Source organism: Taibaiella soli (assembly GCF_003236175.1).
In the GTDB taxonomy this organism is placed as follows: domain Bacteria; phylum Bacteroidota; class Bacteroidia; order Chitinophagales; family Chitinophagaceae; genus QKTW01.
In genome coordinates this window covers 140,135-163,416 of sequence record NZ_QKTW01000016.1, presented here as the reverse complement: position 1 = coordinate 163,416, position 23,282 = coordinate 140,135, and the positions used below count along the sequence as shown (strand labels likewise).

Annotated in this window: 17 protein-coding genes; 14 read left to right on the top strand and 3 right to left on the bottom strand. The window is 43.1% G+C overall.

The window, feature by feature from the left end; all coding sequences use genetic code 11:
* Positions 1 to 17: 17 nt before the first annotated feature.
* The 7 genes from DN068_RS10760 (at position 18) to tamL (ending at position 11,262) form a co-directional block, all read left to right on the top strand.
* Positions 18 to 422, top strand: coding sequence for a hypothetical protein (locus DN068_RS10760; RefSeq protein ID WP_110998918.1), 405 nt, complete (start codon positions 18 to 20; stop codon positions 420 to 422).
* 20 nt (positions 423 to 442) lie between these two features.
* A complete protein-coding gene (locus DN068_RS10755) occupies positions 443 to 1,234 on the top strand; it encodes an MbnP family protein (protein ID WP_110998917.1) in 792 nt (263 codons plus the stop codon).
* Positions 1,235 to 1,256: 22 nt separating this feature from the next.
* Positions 1,257 to 1,637: a hypothetical protein gene (locus DN068_RS10750; RefSeq protein ID WP_110998916.1), complete on the top strand. Its 381-nt coding sequence runs from the start codon at positions 1,257 to 1,259 to the stop codon at positions 1,635 to 1,637.
* 37 nt (positions 1,638 to 1,674) lie between these two features.
* Entirely contained in the window at positions 1,675 to 2,433 is a 759-nt protein-coding gene (locus DN068_RS10745; protein WP_110998915.1) for an MbnP family protein, read from the top strand.
* Positions 2,434 to 2,446: 13 nt separating this feature from the next.
* Positions 2,447 to 3,496, top strand: coding sequence for a cytochrome-c peroxidase (locus DN068_RS10740; protein WP_110998914.1), 1,050 nt, complete (start codon positions 2,447 to 2,449; stop codon positions 3,494 to 3,496).
* Between the two features lie 391 nt (positions 3,497 to 3,887).
* The gene (locus DN068_RS10735) at positions 3,888 to 8,963 is read left to right on the top strand and encodes a translocation/assembly module TamB domain-containing protein (protein WP_110998913.1); all 5,076 of its coding nucleotides are present in this window, start codon (positions 3,888 to 3,890) and stop codon (positions 8,961 to 8,963) included.
* The gene (gene tamL / locus DN068_RS10730; protein ID WP_110998912.1) at positions 8,944 to 11,262 is read left to right on the top strand and encodes a translocation and assembly module lipoprotein TamL; all 2,319 of its coding nucleotides are present in this window, start codon (positions 8,944 to 8,946) and stop codon (positions 11,260 to 11,262) included. Before DN068_RS10735 ends, tamL begins: the two co-directional genes overlap by 20 nt.
* 236 nt (positions 11,263 to 11,498) lie before the next feature.
* On the opposite strand, the gene DN068_RS10725 is transcribed toward tamL, so the two are convergent.
* Positions 11,499 to 12,191 (bottom strand): response regulator transcription factor, encoded by a 693-nt coding sequence (locus DN068_RS10725; RefSeq protein ID WP_110998911.1) that lies wholly within the window; start codon positions 12,189 to 12,191, stop codon positions 11,499 to 11,501.
* Between the two features lie 9 nt (positions 12,192 to 12,200).
* A complete protein-coding gene (locus DN068_RS10720; protein ID WP_110998910.1) occupies positions 12,201 to 13,520 on the bottom strand; it encodes a sensor histidine kinase in 1,320 nt (439 codons plus the stop codon).
* A 146-nt stretch (positions 13,521 to 13,666) separates the two neighbouring features.
* Here DN068_RS10720 and DN068_RS10715 point away from each other — a divergent pair, with 146 nt between their 5' ends.
* Positions 13,667 to 16,735, top strand: coding sequence for a glycosyltransferase family 117 protein (locus tag DN068_RS10715; RefSeq protein WP_110998909.1), 3,069 nt, complete (start codon positions 13,667 to 13,669; stop codon positions 16,733 to 16,735).
* 71 nt (positions 16,736 to 16,806) lie between these two features.
* On the opposite strand, the gene DN068_RS21965 is transcribed toward DN068_RS10715, so the two are convergent.
* Entirely contained in the window at positions 16,807 to 16,995 is a 189-nt protein-coding gene (locus DN068_RS21965) for a hypothetical protein (protein WP_123985313.1), read from the bottom strand.
* 281 nt (positions 16,996 to 17,276) lie between these two features.
* Between DN068_RS21965 and DN068_RS10705 the strand changes: the two genes are divergently transcribed.
* From DN068_RS10705 to dgt, 6 genes are all read left to right on the top strand, one after another.
* Positions 17,277 to 17,474, top strand: a complete 198-nt coding sequence (locus DN068_RS10705) for a hypothetical protein (RefSeq protein WP_110998907.1) — start codon at positions 17,277 to 17,279, stop codon at positions 17,472 to 17,474.
* Between the two features lie 210 nt (positions 17,475 to 17,684).
* Entirely contained in the window at positions 17,685 to 19,886 is a 2,202-nt protein-coding gene (locus tag DN068_RS10700) for a TonB-dependent receptor (protein WP_110998906.1), read from the top strand.
* A 41-nt stretch (positions 19,887 to 19,927) separates the two neighbouring features.
* Positions 19,928 to 20,581 (top strand): hypothetical protein, encoded by a 654-nt coding sequence (locus DN068_RS10695; protein WP_110998905.1) that lies wholly within the window; start codon positions 19,928 to 19,930, stop codon positions 20,579 to 20,581.
* Between the two features lie 156 nt (positions 20,582 to 20,737).
* Positions 20,738 to 21,328 (top strand): Panacea domain-containing protein, encoded by a 591-nt coding sequence (locus DN068_RS10690; protein WP_165836357.1) that lies wholly within the window; start codon positions 20,738 to 20,740, stop codon positions 21,326 to 21,328.
* 1 nt (position 21,329) lies between these two features.
* Complete coding sequence (locus DN068_RS10685) at positions 21,330 to 21,791, top strand: hypothetical protein (RefSeq protein ID WP_110998903.1); 462 nt, start codon at positions 21,330 to 21,332, stop codon at positions 21,789 to 21,791.
* 86 nt (positions 21,792 to 21,877) lie between these two features.
* Positions 21,878 to 23,263, top strand: a complete 1,386-nt coding sequence (gene dgt, locus DN068_RS10680) for a dGTP triphosphohydrolase (RefSeq protein WP_110998902.1) — start codon at positions 21,878 to 21,880, stop codon at positions 23,261 to 23,263.
* Positions 23,264 to 23,282 lie beyond the last annotated feature (19 nt).

Genomic DNA, 23,282 nt, shown 5'->3' with positions numbered 1-23,282 from the left:
TAATAAAAAATTTTACAATGCGCTTTCTTAAAACAGGAATTCTGGGTATTATTTTATTGGCGATCGGTGCAACTTCCTGTCAGAAAAAAGATAATACACCAGCCACTGCAGATCAGGTTCAGATGACTATTATGTCACCAAATCCGGGACAGATTTTTCAGCAAGGAGACAGTGTTCACATTAATGCCAAAGTAACCTTCGTTACAGAATTGCACGGTTACGAGCTGAAGATCACGGATACATCTACTGGCTTTATCGTTTATGATGATGCCGAACACGTACACGATGATCATTTTGATATCAGCGATACCTGGTTTAATAGTGTGGCACAGGCAACCAGTCTGCGATTGGACCTTATAGCTGTTGTGGACCACGACGGAACAGTGGCTACTAAAACTATTTATTTACAAACACATCCTTAAAAAACAATAACCAAAATCAAATGAAACAAATCCTTACGATCCTTACTGTTGCAGCAGCATTTACGCTCGCCGGCACTTCCTGTAAGAAAAATGACGACAACAATAACAACACAACCAGCGTAGACAGCGGTTCTGTGTACATTCACCTGCACACAAATATCGACTCTAATGAAGTTGATGATTACGGTACGGCTTATCCAGATGCCAACGGTCGCCAGATTTCGCTGAGCAAGGCACAATTGTATTTGTCGAACATCCGGATGATTAAAACAGATGGCACTCAATACGCGTTGCCGAATGCTGTGATTATCCTGAAAGATCTGGAAACAGAATCTTATTTCCTGGCGAAAGTGCCAACGGGTTCTTATAAATCGATCATGTTTAATGTAGGTCTGGATGCTGCGACAAATGCAAAAACACCAACTGCAACAGACAGCGCGCTTAATCATTCCGATATGTGGTTTGGCAGCAGTGCACAACCTGATGGTTATGTATTCGTAGATCTGGAAGGAAGTGTAGATACGACTGCAGGCGGCAACGGAAGTACTGCTTTAATGCAGCCATTTACGTACAAGATCGGAACCAATGGACACTTGAACACCGTTACTATGCCTGATCACACACCGGTTTATTCTATTGCAAAAGATCAATCGCAGTTTGTACATATCATTATTGATTACTCCAAATTGCTAAGTGGTGTATCACTCAATAATAGTGCAAACCTGTCTGTAAAAACTGCTGCAGATAATAATTCTGCTGTGAGCAATACCATTAGCAGTAATGTACCGTCTATGTTTAAGTATGAAGAATAGAATTCTTTTTTTTGGAGTAATAATGATTGCTACAATCATCGCGAGTTGCAAGCATGATGATTCAAAAACGGCGTCACCAGCGCCAGTTGGGTGTTACACAGATACTGTCAACACCGTTTCATTTGCACGGGATATTGTTCCGGTGCTTCGGCAAAATTGCGCCTTATCTGGTTGTCATACAGGAAGTGCACCGACCGGTAATCTGAATCTGGATTCAGGAATTGCATATGCTGCACTGATGAAGCCAGGGACGGGTTACATCAACACTGCAACACCAACGGCAAGTCTGTTGTATAGCCAGTTGACCTCAACGGCAGATCCAATGCCCCCTACAGGAAAGCTGGATAATTGCACCATTTCGCTAGTGCTGAAATGGATACAACAACAGGCGCCAAACAATTAAGATTTTTAAACGTCTTTAAAGACATAAAACGAATTCAATGAGAACTAAAACAAAAATATGGAGCATGCTGTCGTTCGCCGCGATGGTAGCGCTTTCTGCCTGCCACAAAAAAGACGAAACAACACCAACCGGTAAAGTAAAGCTGGAGTTTTTTAACGTAGCCGGCGGTAGTAACCTTAATCTGAATAACCAATGGTATACAAATGCTAATGGTGATTCGTTTACTGTAAGCCGTTTTAATTACTATATCAGTAATGTTTCCTTGAAATCCGCTAATGGTGCAACTTATACAGAGGCAAACAGCTATCATCTGGTGCAACAGGAAGATCTTACTTCTACGAGTTTCGATATGAGCGATGTCCCTAACGGAAGTTATTCTTCGATCACTTTTACCATTGGAGTAGATAGTTTGCACAATGTGTCTGGTGCGCAGACCGGTGCGTTAGACCCGGTAAACGGAATGTTCTGGAGCTGGAATACCGGTTACATCATGCTCAAGTTTGAAGGAAATTCTCCTAAGTCAACACAGCCTGATGGGAAACTGATGTTTCACTGTGGAGGTTTTTCGGGCGCGAACAGCGTGCTGAAAACAATTACGCTCAATTTCCCACAGGCGATACAGGTAAATACAAGTACGCCGCATGTGCACCTGCAGGCCGATGTACTGCAATTGTTTAATTCGCCGAACAAAATTGATTTCTCGAACCTGATGATTATTCACATGCCAGGCGCTGATGCAAAATCGATTTCGGATAATTACGCAAATATGTTTACCATTACGTACGCTGGCGCTTAATTGCCTTTTTGCGATGAAGAAAAATCTAGGAATAATATTGTTTGTAGCCTGTTGGATAGTAGTGGCGGTTGTTGGCTGTAAGCCAGATCCGTCGCTGGATCCACAGCAAGACAACGGTGGGCCTGTAGCATTTGAAGTGCCGCAGGGCTGGCCGCAACCTGTGTACACTTTTCAGAACAATGTGTTGACACAAGATGGTTTTCAGCTGGGCAGGAAATTGTTTTACGATACCCGCTTGTCGCGCGACAATACGATTTCCTGTGCGAGTTGTCACCAGCAGTTCGCTGCTTTTTCGCATCTGGATCATCCGCTGAGTCATGGCATTAATGGTTTGTTCGGAAAGCGGAATGCACCTGGTTTATTTAATGAAGCATGGTTGCCTACTTTCTTTTGGGACGGTGGTGTGATTAATATGGAAAACCAACCAATCAACCCGATTGAGAATCCGGTAGAGATGGACGAAACGATGCCCGAAGTAATTGCAAAAGTCGGTGCTGATGCTGATTACATCAAACGGTTTAAAGCTGTTTTTGGTGATCAGGAGGTCAATTCACAACGGATTTTTAAAGCGCTGGCTCAGTTTATGGGTGCTATGATTTCCAGTAATTCCCGTTACGATCAGTATGCGCGTGGTACAGGTAGCTTGTCTGCGCAAGAGCTAAATGGTCTGACGTTATTCCGTGCCAAGTGCGGTAGCTGTCATAAAGAGCCGATGTTTACCGATTATTCATTTCGTAACAATGGCTTAATACCGGACGCCTCGCTCAATGACAGCGGACGCGCACATATTACTGGTCTGGCGGAAGACATGCGTAAATTTAAAGTGCCATCATTGCGTAACGTAGACCTCACGCGTCCGTATACACACGATGGTCGTTTTAATACGCTGGATGCGATGCTGGAACATTATAGAACCGGCATTTATCAGTCTGCAACTCTGGACACTTCGCTGCGCAATGGTATTCAGATGACAGACAATGAAAAGCAGGATATCATTGCATTTCTAAAAACACTTACAGATACGACGTTCGTTAAAGATCCACGTTTCGCAGAACCGAAGTAAACAATGGACAGTTGACAATTGATAATTGACAGTGACCGCGTTAATCCTCTCGCGTTTGTCACGCCGAGGAACGAGGTGTCCCGCAATAACATAATCAAACGGTCGGACGACTTTTAGTCGCCCGACCGTTTTTGCATTTAGAAACTAGTGCAGAAATTAATCTCAACACGACTGTTGGGATGTCTGACACATGGTCAGTCTCTGGTTGACGTTTCAACGAATCCAAGGCTGGTGATTTACCGTCACGGCGTTGGTAACGCGCGTCATGTTTGGTACGCACAATTGACAATTCACAACTCACCCTTAAACTATGCTCAATATAACATCAGCGATTTTGTAACACATATGGTAATGAAGGTCATCTGGAACGATTTTTGTAACTTTCTCACTGATGCGGAAGTTTTTTAAAATTGTCGGATATGTCATTGGTAGTATCCTGCTTTTACTGATCGGAGTAGTCATCTGGTTACAGACTCCGTCGGGCAAAAATTTCGTGCGTAAGCAAGCCGTAGCATTCCTCACCAAGAAGCTCAAAACAGAAGTATATATCGGTGCGATAAATTACCGGCTGCCGAAAATGATTGAGTTGGACAGCGTGCTGTTTAAGGATCAGGCAAAAGATACATTGCTGGCAGCTGCGAAGCTGAGAGTCGACATCAACATGCTGGCGCTTATTTCCAGCAAAGTAGTGGTGCAGCAATTGGAACTGGAAGGATTGAATGCGCATATTTATCGTCATGCGCCGGATACCAACTACAATTTTGCTTATATCATTCATGCTTTTGTTGGCGAACCTAAAACACCTTCTCCTGCGGAAGCAAAAAAAGTAAATGATACCAGCAGTCTGAAATTTGATGTAGACAAAATCAACTTTGATAATATCCGCATCCGTTTTGATGACGAAACTGCAGGCATGAAATTAGCCGTCAAATTGGATCAGCTCCGATTAACACTGCGAAAGATTGATCTGACAAAAATGGATTTCGGCATAAAGAAACTGGCAGTCTCCGGATTGCAAACCAGCTTTTATCAGGACACTTCTTATTTGCCACCATCTACAGATACTTCTGCGGGCGCTGATTTTCACCTGGCCGCCGACGAGATAGAAATCGATAAAACGACATTTACTTATGGAGATAACCTTAGTAAATTTCTCTTCGACATAAATGTTGGACGTCTTGCGCTAAAACCCAAAGAGTTTAGCCTAAAGAAACAGTTCATCGACCTGAGTTCATTACAGCTTGCCAATACAGCTGTGAAGATATGGATGGGGAAGACAGCTCCAAAGAAAACCGCGACTGTAACACCGGATACTGCAAGTTCTTCGAATTGGCGTGTTCAGTTAACCGAGGGAAAACTGAACAATGTCAGCTATGTGATGGACGATGAAAATAGTCCGAAGCAAAAATCCGGAATGGATTATATGCATCTTAACGCACAAAATCTAAATCTTGATGCGGAAGACTTGTTATACACCAGTGATACTATTTCGGGCAATATCAAACATCTTTCCGTCAAAGAAAAATCAGGTTTCGATCTGCGGGAGCTGAAAACTCAATTTGCATATTACAGTAAAGGGGCTTACCTGCGGAATCTGCTGCTGCAAACCGATCAAACAGTTATCCAGAACTATATCCAGATTGGTTATGCTTCGCTTACGGCGTTGCAGAAGAATATGCAGGCGATGCAGCTTAAAATCAATGTGCAGAAAAGTGTGGTCGGAGTAAAAGACATTTTGATTTTTATGCCTTCAATGGCCGATTACGATCTTATCCGGAAGAATAAAAACGGACACCTGAAACTAGATGCGGTGTTGCAGGGCACGTTAGGAAATCTGGCCATCGATAAATTTAATCTCTCTGGATTAGGACGCACAGAAGTAGCCATGAAAGGCAAATTACTGGGTGTGCCGGATGCAAACCGAATTGCGTATGATTTCAACATTCAAAAATTACAATCATCCCGGACAGATCTCGAGTCTTTTCTTCCGAAAAGCGTAAATGATCAGATCCGTTTGCCTGACGCATTTGGGCTTACAGGGCGTGTAACCGGCACAACGAAAGATTATAAAATGCAGCTCATGTTTATGAGCACCGACGGTAAGGCTTACCTGAACGGATATGTGTTGATGTCGCCGGGCAAAAACAGGGAGCGTTATGATCTTTATCTGCGTACAGATGCACTCAATCTCGGTCGCATTTTAAAACAAGAACAAAACCTGGGCAAGATTACATCCACGTTTTCTGTAAAGGGCAGCAGCTTTGATGTACATAGCATGACGGCAAATGTGAAAGGCGGGATACAGTCTGCGACGATTAAAGGATATACTTATACCGGTATTACACTGGACGGAAATGTTGCAGCAAAAAAAGGCAATGTCCATTTTGTTTCTACCGATAAAAATGCAAAGTTTTCGCTGGTGGCCAATGCTGATTTCGGCAATAAATATCCCGGGTTTGTGGCCGATCTTAATGTGGATAGCATCGATATGCAAGCGATCGGTTTTTCTACGACAGAGTCCCGCATTCGCGGAATTGTGCACGCCGATGTGCCAGTACTTAATGTAGACTATCCGCAAGGTGTTATTACCATGCGTGATTTAGTAATTGTAAATGACGGACAGCGTTTCTTTCAGGACAGCTTGTACGTTGCGTCTACTCCGCAAGATAGTCTGAACCACATCAAAATCGATCTGCGCGTACTGCAGGCGAATATCGATGGACATCTGGCACTGTCACAGATTGGCAATGTAGTGCAAGACCATTTGAACCGGCATTATACTGTTAAGAAAATCGTTGATGTAAAAAACAAAAAGCAAGTAAAGATAGTTCCGGTAAAAGTGCCGGATAATTATGATCTGACACTTAATGCCTTTATGGTAGATGGTCCGCTGATACACACATTGGCGCCGGGATTGACGCGCGTTGATACCTTGAAAATCGCCGGACGTTTAGATCCGAAGACCATGAAATTAAATGCATCACTGGCGAGATTGAATTACGCGAGCAATCGCATCAGAGGTGTAAAAGCAAATATTGAGGAGGCCGATTCTTCACTAAATTATGATGTGGTGGTAGCCCGTTTTTCGAGGGGCAACCTGAGACTTGTAAATACAACTTTAAAGGGTTCTCTGACCAGCGACGAAATTACGGCAGCGTTGAATGTACAGGACACTGCAAAGAAAGACCGCTTTGCGTTATCGGCGAAAATGTCGCAGGACGGAGACGATCGTACCATTACACTGGGCAATCGTTTATTGCTCAATTATGAAGAATGGTCGGTAAAAGAGGGCAATAAATTTGTTATCGGCCCCAAAGGTTTTTACGCGCAGGGAATTGATATTAGTCACGAGAAAGAATTGTTAAGTATCAATAGTAAGGCCGCAACTTACAATGCGCCTATGTCCATTGACATCAACAATTTTAGGATAGCGAATGTAACCGGAATTATCAGCAGCCCTGACACATTGTTGGCTGATGGTGTTGTTTCCGGAACGGTAGACCTTAATCAGATAAGTCCGGATCTGATGATGGCCGCCGATTTAAAAATTCACAACCTGACGGTACTCAATGACACTATCGGCGATCTTACTGCAAAAGCGGAAAGCAAGAATGCGAATAGCATCAACACATCTGTTGCAATTACCGGTTATGGTAATGATATTCAGCTAGACGGTATGTATTATATACAGCCGGTTGATGGTAATAATTTTGATTTTCAGCTAAAGATGAATGCACTTGCCCTGAAAAGCATGGAGTCACTGGCTGGTGGGCAAATCAAGAATAGCTCCGGTTTTTTACGTGGCAACTTAGCCATCAAAGGAACGACAGATGCACCCAAGATTACGGGTACGCTGAATACAGACAAGCTGGAAACTACAGTGACAATGTTGAATGCCGATTTTCATATGCCAGGCGAGAAAATCAATTTCGACGAAAAAGGAATTCAGTTTGACAAGTTTAGAATACTGGACAGCGCAGGCAATGCCTTTACCATAAATGGTTATGTATTGACGGAAGATTACAGCAACATGAATCTCGATTTGCAGTTGACCGCTAAGAAATGGAGAGCCCTTCATTCCCAGGCAAAAGATAACAAGCTATTTTACGGCGACGTTTATCTGTCATCAAAACTGCATATTACAGGACCGTTATCTGCTATAGATGTTGATGGTGACCTTGGCATATTAAACGGAACCAATTTTACACTCGCACTGCCAGATAAAGATCCGGAAATTGAAAAAGGAAATGGCGTAGTCGTGTTTATCAATCCGAGAGATAAAGGGCGAAACAGGATTTTGCTGCCGAAAACAGACACCATCAAGCGCGCAAAAGTCTCGCCGGGATCAGGGATCAATGTGAATGTAAATATTGAGGACAATGCGCAGTTTAATGTGATTGTAGATCAGGGAACGGGCGACCGTTTAACCGTGAAAGGTAAAGCTTCACTCAACGCCTCAGTGACGGCAGGTGGTGTGGTGGGGCTTACAGGCGAATACGAATTGAAAAGCGGTTCTTACCAGCTGCATTATAATATGCTCAACCGCACGTTTAATATCAAGCCGGGAAGCATGATTACATTTGCTGGTGACCCGATTGACGGGACAAGGCTGGATATCACAGCTGTCTACGTAGCGCAGGCTGCACCGTACGATCTCGTAGCGAAACAGGTGCCTGACCAGTCGCAGTTAAATTATTACAAACAACGCTTGCCGTTTGATGTAGATCTTATTTTGAAAGGTCAGATCATGCAGCCCGAAATTTCGTTTGATATAGAATTGCCCGAAGGAAAAAATTATCGTTTGTCCTCCGATGGTGTAGATCTGGTGCGCAACAGGTTGACGCAATTACGTACAGAACCTTCAGAAATGAATAAGCAAGTATTCGCGTTGTTGATTCTGAATTCATTTGTAGGAGAAGATCCGCTGTCTTCAGGAGCGGGCGGCAGTGTTGAGTTCGCAGCGAAACAAAGTGTGAGCAGTTTCATCAGTGATCAGTTAAATCGCTATGCCAGCTCGCTCGTTAAAGGTGTAGACTTGAGTGTTGATCTGGCCACGCAAGAAGATTATACTTCGGGAGAAAGAGCGGAGCGCACCGATCTGAATATTGCTGCTTCGAAAAGCTTGCTCAACGATCGTTTAACCGTTACGGTCGGTAACAACTTTGAGCTTTCAGGACCGCAAAGCTCCAATAATCAGCAAGCCAGCCTGATTCCGGGAAATCTTTCTGCGGATTATAAATTGACAACTGATGGCCGCTATAATGTTCGCGTATATCGTACCGATCAGGATGCCGGGGCATTGGAAGGATATGTGACAGAGACTGGCGTGAATTTTATTGTAAACCTCGACTATAACAGGTTCAAAAATCTCTTTAACCGAAAGAAGCGTCAACGCCAGCGGGAAGAGCAAAAAAAACTGATGGACCAGAAAACAAACGACACTACGAATGCGCAGCAAAAAAAATAGCAGATGGCTTATTTCAGGATGGCTATGGTGTATACTGCTGTTCGCTTCTTGCAGCGTGACAAAGTATATTCCGGAAGGCGAAACGCTGTACACTGGTTCTACCATTCGGATTAATGACCGGATGGCTTCGAAGCAAGAACGCGAGTTCCTGAAGACCGATCTTGGCGGAGCAGTGCGTCCTGTACCGAACAAAAAGCTACTTGGCCTTGTGCGATTTAAACTCTGGGCACATTATGTATCTACAAAAGATTCCACTGGAAAGAGCAAGAAACTGCTGCGCTGGCTCAATAAAAAAGGGGAGCCGCCTGTTTATTTCTCTGCATTCAATCCGAATCACAATAGAAATGTATTGGCAAACCGCATGTACAATCGTGGATTTTTTAAACCACAGGTAACCGTAACAACAAAAACAAAGGGTAAGAAAACAGAGGCTTTTTTTGACATTGTGACCAATGACCAATACAAAATCCGGAATGTGCTTTTTAAAACAGATACATTCACATTGACAAGAGATCTGGCACGAGACATTGACACTATTAAAGATGAAACATTACTGACCAAAGGCCAGCCCTACAATCTCGATCTGATCAAAGGCGAGCGGGAACGCATTGACAAAAAGCTGAAAGAACGCGGCTATTTTTATTTCAAGCCCGATTATTTGCTGATTAGTGTTGACAGCACTGTTGGCGATCATCAGGTAGACCTGAAAGTACTCATTAAAACGGATGAGATGCCGGACGAAGCTGTGAAAATATTCCATATCAAGGATGTGTATATTTACCCGAACTATCAGTTAAATGCACGCAAGGCAGACACGAACCGGAAAGATGCAGTCTTTTATAAAGGATTTTATGTAGCAGAACATACGCAGGATTTTAAACCTTCTGTATTTACCAACGCCATGAAATTTTCACCGGGCGATTTGTACAGCCGTGGAGACCAGGATGCTTCACTGAGCAGGCTGGTGAGTCTGGGTACATTTAAGTTTGTAAAAAACCGTTTTGAAGAAGTAGATACAACCATTCCGGCGTTGAATGTGTTTTATTATCTCACACCGTTTCAAAAGAAATCGTTGCGGCTGGAGGCTGGAGCAAATACGCAGAATGATAGTCGCGTTGGTTCGAAGGTGAGTGTGAGCTGGCGAAACAGAAATGCCTTCAGAGGAGCAGAGCTTTTTCAGTTCAAAGTATTCGGTGGTTTTGAATTGCAGTACGCAAGTAATGGTCAAAATACTACGCCCAATACTTACCAGGCCGGTATAGAAACGAGTGTGAGCTTTCCGAGGTTTATGGTGCCGTTTATCAATGTAAATTCCAGCAGCTATTACATGCCGCATACTGTGATCAAAGCAGGATATACATTGGAAACACAGTCGCAGCCGCTTCGGGTTCATACGGCAAAAGCTGCATTTGGTTACGACTGGAAAGAAGATGTCCGAAAGCAACACCAATTGTATCCGATCAACGTTTATTTTGTACGCACCGATACGGTTGATAACGGCGGTAATTTTGATTACACGTATAATTATTCCAATATCGATTTCAATGGGTTTGTGATTGGTCCTTCTTATGAATTTACTTACAACTCGCAGGCACAAACGGTAAGGAAAAACAACTTTTATTTTGACGGGCTTACCGATTTTTCCGGTACGCTGGGAGGATTTACGAACAGAGCGCAATATGGTGATGAGCCAAAGAAGATAGTGAACAGCGAATTTGCAGAGTATGTTCGCGCTCAACTTGATTTTCGTTACTACAATAACCTCGACAATAAAACATCGTGGGCAAGCCGTTTGCTGATTGGCGCTGGCCGTCCGTACGGACAATCTTATCAGTTGCCGAATGTGAAGCAATTCTTCGCCGGCGGTAGCAGTAGTTTGCGTGGTTTTAGATCAAGAATGGTGGGGCCGGGTACGTTTAATTCGGAAGGAACGGACTATATACAAATGGTGGGCGACCTGAAGCTGGAATTTAGTACAGAGCTACGCCGAACGCTTTTTAGTTTTGTGAAAGGCGCTATCTTCTTTGATGCTGGTAACGTATGGTTGTATAATAAAAATCCCAACTTCCCTGGCGGGGAATTCACGAAGGATTTCTATAAGCAACTTGCAGCGGACGTTGGGCTTGGTCTGCGATTTGATTTCAAAATACTCATTCTGCGTTTCGACTGGGGCATGCCTGTCCGCAAACCCTGGATGCCGGAAGGCGAACGCTGGGTATTTAACCAGATTGATCTCGGTGATCCCGACTGGCGTAAAGACAATATGTTGCTGAATATAGGAATCGGTTATCCTTTCTAGTTTTTCACGCGAATTTTTTCACCCAGAGACGCGAATCTCTCACCCAGAGCGAAGGCGAAGGGGCCCACGGCGGACACGGCGGCGCAAAGTTTGCTCATAACCTGCTATACGAGAACCGGAAAAATAATATGGATCTCGGTGCCTCGGGCGTTGTGAGAGAAAAAAAATTGTATTAAAAATCCTTAGCTTCTTTGCCTCTCCGCGTGTTTTGCGGGAAGCCCACTCGCTGCGGGCAACTACGCCACCGCAAAATGATATCCAATCCCCTTCAACGTGATAATTTCAATCGATGGATCAGGTTCAAAATAACTGCGGAGCTTGCGGATATAAACATCCAGATTGCGGGAATTAAAAAAAGAATCATCGCCCCAAACATGGTGTAGCAGCACTTTTCGGTCCACCGGTTTGTTTTTATGATTGCAGAGAATAGACAAAATCTGCGATTCGCGATTCGAAAGACGGATCACTTTATCTCCGAAATGCAATTCATAACGCGCTGGGTAAAAACGGAAATTATGCAACGTTAATTCTTCCGGAAGCGTGTCACTATTTTCATTAAATGGCGCCGATAATCTCAGCTGATTTTCGATACGTACAAAAAGTTCATCCATGCTGAAAGGCTTTTTGATATAGTCATTTCCGCCTGAAGAAAAACCCTGCAGCAAGTCTTCCGTTTGAGTTTTAGCAGTCAGATAGATAATTGGTAAGCGCGGATGTAAACTGCGAATATGATTGCCTAAAGTAAAGCCATCTACATGCGGCAGCATGACATCCAGCAGGCAAATATCAGGCGAAAATTGTGTGAGCGTTTCCATGATACGCGCACCATCACGTTTTAGTAAAACTTCATACCCCTTCCGTTCCAGAGTGTCCTTTACAATACGCCCCAGATAAGGCTCATCCTCTATATAGAAAATCTTTTTCTTCACTAATACTAGTTAAAATGTAAGGGTAAAAGTACAGCCACCTTCTGTTGCATTCTCCACGCGGATGCCGCCATTTTGCTGCGCCATCACTTGTGCTGCATAATTCAATCCAAGACCATGACCTTTTGTGTTGTGCTGGTTGCCGGTTGGTACACGAAAGAATTTTTCAAAAACGCGTGCACGATATTCTTCCGGAATACCAGGTCCGTTGTCATTCACAGAAAGTTGAATACCATTTTCCAGTTCACGGAGAATGATGCGGATACGGACTGGTGCAACGCCATATTTCAGGCTATTGTCGAGCAGATTTACGAGTATGCCCTGGGTATGTAAGAGATCAAGTTTTGTGATGAAATTTTCACCTATTGTATGAATCGAGATAGTGGCGCCATATTGTTGTAGTTTCAGCTGATAAGCATGCACTACTTGTGTTACTAGTTTTTCCAGATCATGAAGTTCCGGATGCAGAACCATCTTTCCGGATTCTAACAAAGAAGTATGTAGCGCCTTTCCTGCCAGGAGTTCCAGCCGTTCCATTTCATGCATGGCCATTCCTAAATATTCACGACTCAATTCTGGTTGTTCAATCACATCGAAATGTTGCAGCGCTTCCAGTGCTACTTTTACAGTTGCAATCGGAGTCTTTAATTCGTGCGACATGTTGCTCACAAAATCATCCTTCATTACACTCAATTGCATTTGTTGTTTCAAGCCGCGGTACATTACCAGGAAGGCCGTTGCAGTGATAGAAAGTAGAACCAACACAAATGCGAATTCCGGCAGCAAACGACGATACAAATAGCGGTCATAGTTAGAAATCATCACACCATTTTCATTCGTGAAGAAATGACTCGGTATGAAAATATTTTTTTCTTTCGTTGCTTCATTTCCATTCAAAGGAATCCAGTCAGATTTGAAATGCCAACCGTTTTCTTTCATGCGTGTCGTGAATATTTCGTTGAAAACAATTGTATCCATACGGAACAATTGCTTTTCTTCTGCTTTGGAAATCGGTGTCGTATTCTTCATCAGAAAACGCATAGCACGGAGCATTTCGGGCTTCGGCAAATTCACAGAAACAGGCTGTGGTACTTCTGCTGGTTGCGCTTCCGCAACGGCTTGCTGGTTCATGGCCGGATAGACATACTTTACCACCATCAGTGAATCGGTGATCTGTTCCTGCACATTGGTAAACAGTTTCACGAGATCTTTCGTCAGTGAATCTTTCTCTGTTTTCAACTGGCTATGCAGCCATAAGCCCGTAAGTGCGATCAGCAAAATATAGCTGGCCGTCATCAGTACTCGGATCCATTTGAGGTTGAGCTTCTTCACGTTTGGTAAAATGGTTGACAGCAAATTACAATCATCGACGCAGAACAGATGGCCTTTTAACCTTATTTAACATTAATTCCCCGCGCTTTAACCTGCCTGCGGTCGGCGCTCCGGTAATTTCACTTCTTTAGAAATTAACCAGAAATATGAACTACCGAAAAATAAATAATCTCACAGGCTGGATGGTATTTGCCTTTGCCACAATGGTTTATCTGCTGACGATGGAGCGTACGGCGAGCTTTTGGGATTGTGGTGAATTCCTCGCCTGTGCCAGCAAGCTGGAGGTTGGTCACTCGCCTGGTGCACCTTTCTTTATGACTATCCAGCGATTGTTTGCCATTTTCTCAGGTGGTAGTAAGACTTCAATGGCGGCGGTTATTAACTCAGAATCCGCTATTGCCAGTGGCTTTACAATCCTGTTCTTATTCTGGTCTATTACACATTTTGCCCGAAAGCTTTTAATAAAAAACGGTGACACTATTTCAAAACAGCAGCTGTGGCTGATTATGGGCAGCGGAGTAGTTGGGGCATTAGCGTATACTTTTTCTGACACCTTTTGGTTCTCTGCGGTGGAGGCCGAAGTTTACGCCACCTCTTCTTGTTTTACGGCATTAGTGTTTTGGGCGATGCTTAAATGGGAAGATACTGCAGATAGTAAATACGCGGACCGGTGGCTGGTATTGATCGCCTATCTGATCGGTATTTCTATAGGTATTCACTTGCTTAATTTATTGGCGATTCCGGCTTTGGCAGTGATTTTTTACTTCCGCAGATACAAAGCGACAAAAATGGGAATAGTTATCGCGTTTGTTGTAGGCTGTGTAATGCTTGCTGCGGTGCAGTTTGGTGTAATTCAATATTTGCCGATGATGGCTGCGCAATTTGATCTGTTGTTCGTCAACAGTTTCGGAATGCCATTTGATTCAGGAGCATTATTCTTTGCTGTATTACTTTTGGCAGGATTGGTCGGTTTGCTTTTTTACGCAAAAAAGAAAAACAATTACTGGCTGCATATTGGGACCATTAGCTTGTTGTTTATCATCCTGGGTTTTTCCAGTTATCTGATTCCTATGATCCGTTCCCGCGCTAATGTTGGCGTGGACATGACCAATCCCGATAACGTGATGAGTTTGGTTTCTTATCTGAAACGGGAGCAATTTTTACAACAGCCACTTTTATACGGACCAGATTATAATACGCCTGTTACAGGAATCAATCAGAAAGGAAACAGCTACAGTCAGGTGAAGAAAGATGGAAAGGATTATTACGAAGTCACAGACCATAAATTCAACTATAAATATGATGAAAGCAGAATGCGCTTTTTCCCGCGTATCTGGGATAATTCAGACCCGACGCATGTGCAGTATTATCAATCCTATCTGGGTCTTGATAAGGACGATATTCCAACTTCTGCCGACAATCTTTCTTTTTTTATGGGATACCAGATCAACTGGATGTGGTGGCGTTATTTTATGTGGAATTACGCAGGCAGGCAAAATGATTTCGAAGGACAGGGCGAAGTGAAGAATGGTAATTGGATCTCGGGTATCCAACCTTTAGATAAAATGCGTGTCGGAGATATGAATGCAATGAGTTCCGGATTCAACGATAATAAAGCACGCAATCAACTTTATTTTCTTCCTTTAATACTGGGTATTCTGGGAATGATCTATCAGTTTAATCATCACCGGAAAGATGCAATGGTTGTACTTATACTGTTTTTCTTTACGGGCATAGCTATCGCGATTTATCTCAACATGGCCGCTTTGCAACCGCGTGAAAGAGATTATGCATTTGCAGGAAGTACCTACGCATTCGCTATCTGGATTGGACTTGGCGTATTGCTGGTGCAGCAATGGATACAGCGTTTAACCAAAACACCCAAGGCGGTATATCTGACGTTGTTGCTCTGTTTGCTCGCCGTACCAGCACTTATGGCGAAAGAGGAATGGGATGATCACGATCGGTCCGGGAAGTCGCTCGCACGTGCTACCGCGTATAATACACTTATGTCATGCGCGCCTAATGCCATTTTGTTTACCTCTGGAGACAATGATACTTTCCCGCTTTGGTATTTGCAGGAGGTTGAAGGTATCCGCCGTGATGTACGTGTATTAATCATTGAGTTATTAGGAACAGACTGGTATGTAGACCAGCTCAATTATCGGGTGAATGATGCGGATGCTGTACCTATGATCTGGAAAAAAGAAGATTACATCGGCGGCAATCATAATTATGTAGGCTATTTCAGCAATCCTCAGATACCGCAGGACAAATATTTCAATCTGGAAGAGATCTGCAAATTTGTAATCAGCAACGATCAGCAAAATAAACTGGCGACGAATTCCGGCAGTATGGAAAATTATCTTCCTTCAAAAAAGTTTTTTGTACAAGGGTTGCCAGTACAGCAATTGGTGGATCGGAAATGGATTTCGCCAGCGGATTCAGCCACTATTAATAATGAAATGAAGTTTGAGTTTCAGAAAGATGCTGCATATAAAAACGATTTAGCAGTGCTCAATATCATTGCTGCAAACGCCAGAGATGGCTGGAAACGTCCGATCTATTTTAACGGCAGTTATCCGGGTAATGATAATCCGATGGGCCTTGCGAACAATCTGCGAATGGAGGGAGTGGTGTATCATTTATTGCCATTCACCACAAAAAATATTGCACCGGGAGAAATAATGATCGATAAAGACAAAACATCAGACCTTTTCACTAAAAAATATATCTGGGGTGGAGCAGAACAAAATGACGTTTATTTCGATGAAAAGAACCGCGTGATGCTGATGTCTTATCGTTTTAATGCAGCGAGAACAGCAGATGAATTAACAGCAGTGGGCCGAAAAGAAGAGGCAGTCAAGCTGCTTGATAAAATAATGACATCGGTGACTGAGTCGTCTTATTATTACGATGTGACTGCTTTTTACATTGCGCAGGCATACTATCGTGCGGGGGCGCAGGATAAAGGAAAAGAGCTGGCGATGAAAATTACCCGAAATGCAGAAGCCGATATCGCCTGGACCAAGACCCTGAGTGAAAAACAGCAGGAGTCAACTACCCGTGATTTGCGTAATGATCTTGGTTTGATGAATATGCTCGCTAGTACCGCAGCGGAAGCCGGTGACAGTGCCACCGCGAAATTTATCGCTGCACGGTTTCAGGCGCATTACACCAGCCTGGCTCCCGTTGTAAACGCGTCAGCCCCTTAGTAAACCTCTAACTATAAAGGAAAAATGTCCTCTTAAACGATTCTGTTAAGAGGACATTTTTGTATCTCCGATTAGTGATAATAGCGAGGATGATCTGGGTCATGGTCCGGGTATGCATAGCGATACCGCGTGTTTTGATTGTCTTTCCTGTTTTTCCAGTAGTTGTGTCGGTGACCTTCGTCCATATGTCTGTTCGCACAAGAACTAAAGCTGACAAGGATCACAGCCGCCAGGCAAAGAAAGGCGATTGTTTTTTTCATATGCCGTATGGTTTGAAAATAGTTTTAGGGCTAAAAAATAATGACAAAATTGCGGAAAACATAATTTTTCGATCGCTGATTTGTCTTTTGTCAGGCTGAGCGGAGTCGAAGCCCGCGATATCACACCCTTCAACTCCGTTCAGCGATATCGGGCCATACGGGATTCACAACTCACCACTCACCATTGACGTTTGACGTTTCACCTTTGACCACTCACCACTCACCATTCACCGTCATCCCCTTGGCACGATGTTTTAAATCTTTTAGCAAAACCATCCGTTATGAAAATCCGCAACCAAAAATATATCGACAGAAAGAGAGCAATTCGAGAAATGATCCGCTTTACAGATATCAGGAGCTTTCTGAAAGCCAGTATAGCTATTGCATCCAGTGCCATCGTAAAACGGGATATGATGGCAACACTCTGGCAGCTTGAATCCGACAAAGGATCCGTTCGTTACGCTTCGCAGACCGCATAATTAATGTAAGTACACGCTTTCACAGGGGCGTTTCATATAAACGACAGGCCTCCACAGCAATTGTGGGGGCTTTTTTCATCTTTTACCGACCCGCGACCGCCGTTTACCGACACCCCTGATATTTTAGCCGAAAACTAATACCAACACAACAGAAGGATTGTAGTTTTGTGGCACCAAATGACCCCGAACACTTGACAAATTAACTAGCGGATGAACAAAAAATTTACACGAAACTTTAAATTCAGATTGCTTGCACTTCCTCTTCTGCTTCTGGGAACCACGTCCTGGGCGCAGTCGACGATCAGCGGGAAGGTAATAGATTATGGTGGAAAGCCTGTAAAGGGCGCCAGTGTGTCACTCGAAAATACGATTGATGGTGCCACTACAGATAGTGCAGGTAATTTTCATTTTACTACAGATGAAAAAGGAAATCAAACATTAGTTGCTACAGAAGCCAGCCATGAAGCAGCGGGAATGCCATTGGTAATCACTGGTGATGTAAAGGACATTCAGCTGAAAATGAAAAAGATGCAGAAACTGGAAGAGGTGGTGATTACCGCCGGCTCATTTGACGCATCCAACGATAAAGGAAAGACTGTACTCAGCACAATGGATATTATCACTACAGCCGGTGCTAATGCTGATGTGGTGAAAGCGATACAAACTTTACCTGGTACACAACAGCAGGGAACACAAACCGGTTTGTTCGTACGTGGTGGTGACGCAAGTGAAGCCAGTATTCTCATTGATGAAATGGTGGTGCAAAATGCCTTTTTCAACAGTGCACCCGGTGTGGCTACCCGTAGCCGTTTTTCCCCGTTTCAGTTCAAAGGTGTATCCTTTAGCAGCGGCGGTTACAGTGCCCGTTACGGACAAGCGCTCTCCTCAGTGCTGGAATTAAATACATTGGATCTTCCGGATCGTACTACAGTCAATCTTGGTCTTAATATGGCTGGTGTGTATGCTTCGGGCAGCAAGTTGTGGAAAAATAGCGGCGGTGACGTAGCGGTTTCTTACAATAACCTTGCACCATTTTATGGATTGGCAAATACCAATGTAAAGTATGATAAGGTACCGGAAGGTGGCGGTGCATCTGCAAAATATGCCTGGAAGCCCAATAAAGACGGATTACTGAAAGTGATGTTCAATAGCACCATTTTCAACAGTAGAAGTATTGTAGATGACCCGGATTCTGCAGGACAGAATTTAAATTTTGGTATCAAAAGCCAAACCTATTACAGCGGCATTTCCTATCGTCAGATGTTTAAAAATAAATGGAGTCTTTATACTGCGGCTTCATACAGCTATAATCAGGATGATATTAATTATGCACCGGATTATATTCCTGGTTACAAAATCAAAAACACTGATGATCGTGCGCAATTCAGACTGGAAGGCAAACGGTTTTTCACAACAAGATTTAATGTTCTTGCAGGTGTAGAACTGCAACATTATAGCTATCATCGTACGCTCGATTCTGCTGAATTTACGTTGAAGCCAAGTTTTACAGAAACGAGTATGGCGGGGTATGTGGAGGCGGAATGGCAGCCTTGGTATCGCGTGGCTATCCGCCCGGGTGTGCGTATTGAACATAGCGAGTTATTGCACAAAAGTGCCATTGCGCCCAGATTGTCGGCGGCTGTTAAAGTAGGAGCCTATGGTCAGATCGGTATCGCAACAGGTATCTTCTATCAGAATCCAGACAATGCGTACCTGCTCTATGGCTATCGTCCGAACTATCAGGAAGCGATTCACTATATCGCCAATTATCAATGGATGAAATCGGACAGAACATTGCGTATAGAAGGATACTATAAGGATTACAAGTCATTGATCCGCGAGCATACTAATTTTTATGATCCGAATCAGTATTATAATTTCGTAACTGGTCCGGTAGACAATTCAGGATATGGCTACGCAAAAGGTATTGAACTGTTCTGGCGCGATAAAAAATCTGTGAAGAATCTTGACTACTGGATTTCTTATTCCTATATCGATACTCGTCGTTTGTACAAAGATTTCCTGGCTGAAGCAACACCTTCATTTATATCCGATCATAATCTGAATATCGTAGGTAAATACTACATCGAGAAAATCCAGACGCAGATCAATATGACGTATAGCTTCGCGACTGGCCGTCCTTACTATAATCCGGCCAATCCGGAATTTTTGGGCGACCGCACACCAGATTATCACAACCTTGCATTTACCGTCAATTATCTGACACACGTCAAAAAATGGTTTACAGTCGTATATGCTGGTGTTGACAACGTGACTAACCGCGAAAATATTTTTGGTTATCGCTATTCTGCCGACGGCACGAAAAGCTATCCGGTGAAGCCGGCATTGTATCGCAACTTTTTTGTGGGAGTGAATTTTTCACTGACAGAATTTAACCGCGATGAACTTTAATTTCGCACAATCAATCAAAAAATAAATACAAAACGCTCCCAATGAAAAAACTGATTTTACTCGCCGCTGCAGTTTGCGTAACAGCTGTCAGCACATTCGCGCAGAATTTCCAGGATGTATTGTCCAAATCATTTACAGCACTGGATACCACGTGGACACAAGACAAAAAAATTGAAGCCAGCAACAAGCTGGGGCTGATCGCTAAGAAATTTGACAAGGAATGGCTTGCGTCTTATTACGCAGCTTATGGCAAAGTATCACTGACATTCAGTGAACAGGATGGCTCTAAAAAAGACGCCTATCTCGATGAAGCACAGACTTATCTTGAAACTGCTGTTTCATTACTCGGCAAAGACAATGACGAAACTTATGTGATGCGCGCAATGATCGCGAACTCACGTATTGGTGTAGAACCGCAAAAGCGCTGGCAGAAATACGGTGCTATTTTCAACGAAAATCTGGACAAGGCAAAAGAGTTGAACCCAGACAATCCGAGGATTTATATGCTTCGTGGCATCAGCAAATTTTACACACCGAAAATGTTTGGTGGTGGTAAAAAAGCTTCATTGCCGTATTTCGAAAAAGCAGACGGACTTTTTGCCAAACGCACCGATACTGACATCACAAAACCATACTGGGGCAAACAGACGAATGATTATTTTATGGGACAGGCCAAAGGCGAAGACAAAGAATAGCAAAACCCAGGTTTCAGAAAAAAGAAGTTCCGGCTTAGTGCCGGAATTTTTTTTGCAGATAGGTTGCAAGGTTTGGCACTAGTTTTGATAATATAGTTGACGGCTATTTTTGATAACTTTGAATAATTCAGCGGGAAAATGCAAATTATAGAAGAGATGAAACTTCCCCATAAAACCATTGATTTTACGGATGACCAGATAAATAAGATTGGTAACACAATTATCTATCTGTCGCAGCATATGAGCGATCTTAGCAAGACTAAGATTCTTAAAATCCTGTTTCTGCTGGAAGAAAGCTCCATCAAAAAAAATAAGACACCATTTTTCGGAATTGATTTTCAGATATGGCAGCATGGGCCAGTTGCAAAGGATATATACATTGATCTGTCGGATGATGAACCAACGCTTCTGGCAGATTTTATTGGGAAAAAGGGAGACGTTTTCGTAGGTGTCAGGGAATTTAATGATGACGAGTTTAGCGATAATGATATCGAAGTATTGGATCATGTAACCACCTTCGCAATGTCTAAAACGGCAAACGAGTTGGTCAGAATTACGCATGACTCTAACTCGCTTTGGAATATTTGTGCCCAGGCTAATAACGTTTACGATCTGCTGGAGGCAAAGAAGCTGAATAGCACGGAATATACAATAGACTTCTCTCTGTTATTTAGCGATGAAGGAAGTAGAAAGTTGTACGAGGAAATCGCGGAAACGCAAGAATTTATCAGGAATTTAAAACGGTAGCATGTTCCAGCCGAAAACGCTTATTTACTTTTTTGATTTCTTTTTCAAAAATGGGAATACCGCTAAGCCTAAATATTTTCTGGTACTTGGGCAGATCGATAACAGAACAGTGATTGCCTCATTGCCTACCCGAACCAATCAAGCACCTAATTTCGTTTCCGGACATGGCTGTATTGATATTGAGGAAAGGTGTATTAATTGTTATGCTTTTGCGGCAAAAAGATCAATTTGTGATAATGGATTTGCTTTTGATCTGCCAACTTATATTTACGGGAGTCAGGTAGAAGACTATGAAATTTCAATATTGGAGGACACATATCGTATTGAAGGTATCGACTATGAAATTTATGGAACGATGAAGGATGACGAATTTTGTGCAATCATAGACTGTATTCAAAACAGCTCCGCGACAAAGAGAAAAATTAAAAAGATGCTAATGTCATCGAAGAATGGGGAAGCTTGATGCTTCCTTTTTTGTTTGTTTGACTTTTTAGTGGCCATTTCCTTCCCCTTCTCTAAAAATTCCCAGTATTGCCGCATCTTTACACCATGAAATGGTCCAGTTTATATAGTGCGCGTCGTAGCGGCGATCCTGTCAAGAAGAATACTAATCCTGATCAGGTTCGTACTTCGTTCTTGCGCGACTATGACCGTATAATATTCTCCTCTGCTTTTCGCAGACTGCAAAATAAAACGCAGGTATTCCCTTTGCCGGGCGCGGTATTTGTACACAACCGGCTTACTCATAGTCTTGAAGTGGCATCTGTAGGCCGCTCTCTAGGTAAAGCCGTTGGCGAAGAGCTCACTTTAAAATATCCGAACGAAGGCGAGGCGTTTACTGATTTTTACCGACACGAGTTACAGTCGGTGATCGCAGCAGCTTGTCTGGCGCATGATATCGGAAACCCGCCGTTTGGGCACTCCGGCGAGGATGCGATCCGTAATTTCTTTACTACGCTGACTGGTGAAGCGAAAGAAGTCATTCATCGCGAACTGACCGAAAACCAACGGAAAGATTTTGAACTTTTTGAAGGTAACTCCAACGCAGTTCGACTGCTGACACATAAGTACAACGAACTGGAACCATCCAGTAAACTGACTTTGACAACGTTGGCTGCGATTGTGAAATATCCGTCCAGCTCCGCCGAAGGGTTTAAGAAAACGGGATTGATCGCCACTAAAAAATCAGGTTTCTTCGATAGTGAGATTGAAACTTATCTACAAATCGTAGATCAGTTCGAAATTCCGAAGAAAGCGGGTTTTGAACATGTTTACGCACGCCATCCGTTTGTGTATCTCACCGAAGCAGCCGACGATATCTGTTATCGTGTGATTGACCTGGAAGATGCACATCGTTTGCATATCATCAGCATCGAAACATTTTTAAAATTGTTTCTTCCTTTCTTCGAAAGAGAAGACGGTTACAAACACGTGGACAAGATTCAGGAAAAACTGAAGCAGATCAATGACGATAATCAGAAGGTACAATATATCCGCGCAATGTGGATTGGGCTGATGGTTGGGAAGCTTGCAAAAGTGTTTCTGGAAAAAGAAGAAGAACTTTTGGCCGGCACACTGGAATCCGACCTGATGAAATGCCTCGATGAACGTGATCAGGAGCTGATTGCGGAGATCAACCGTTTTTCTGTGAAATACATTTATAATTATAAATCGGTGGTGGAAATTGAAATTGCCGGTTATAATGTAATTGGTGGTTTGCTGAAAGAATTTATACATGCAGTATTGGACAACGACAATCCCCGTTCGGTGAAAATCCTTCGATTGATTCCGGCGCAGTTCCCGATTAAATTAAAAGATGGCTCGTTGTATCATAACATCCAGTCGGTGGTAGATTTTATATCCGGTATGACAGATCTTTACGCCATTGACTTGTATAGAAAGATGACCGGGATCAATATTCCGGAGATACGATAGCATGTCAATGGAAAGTTGC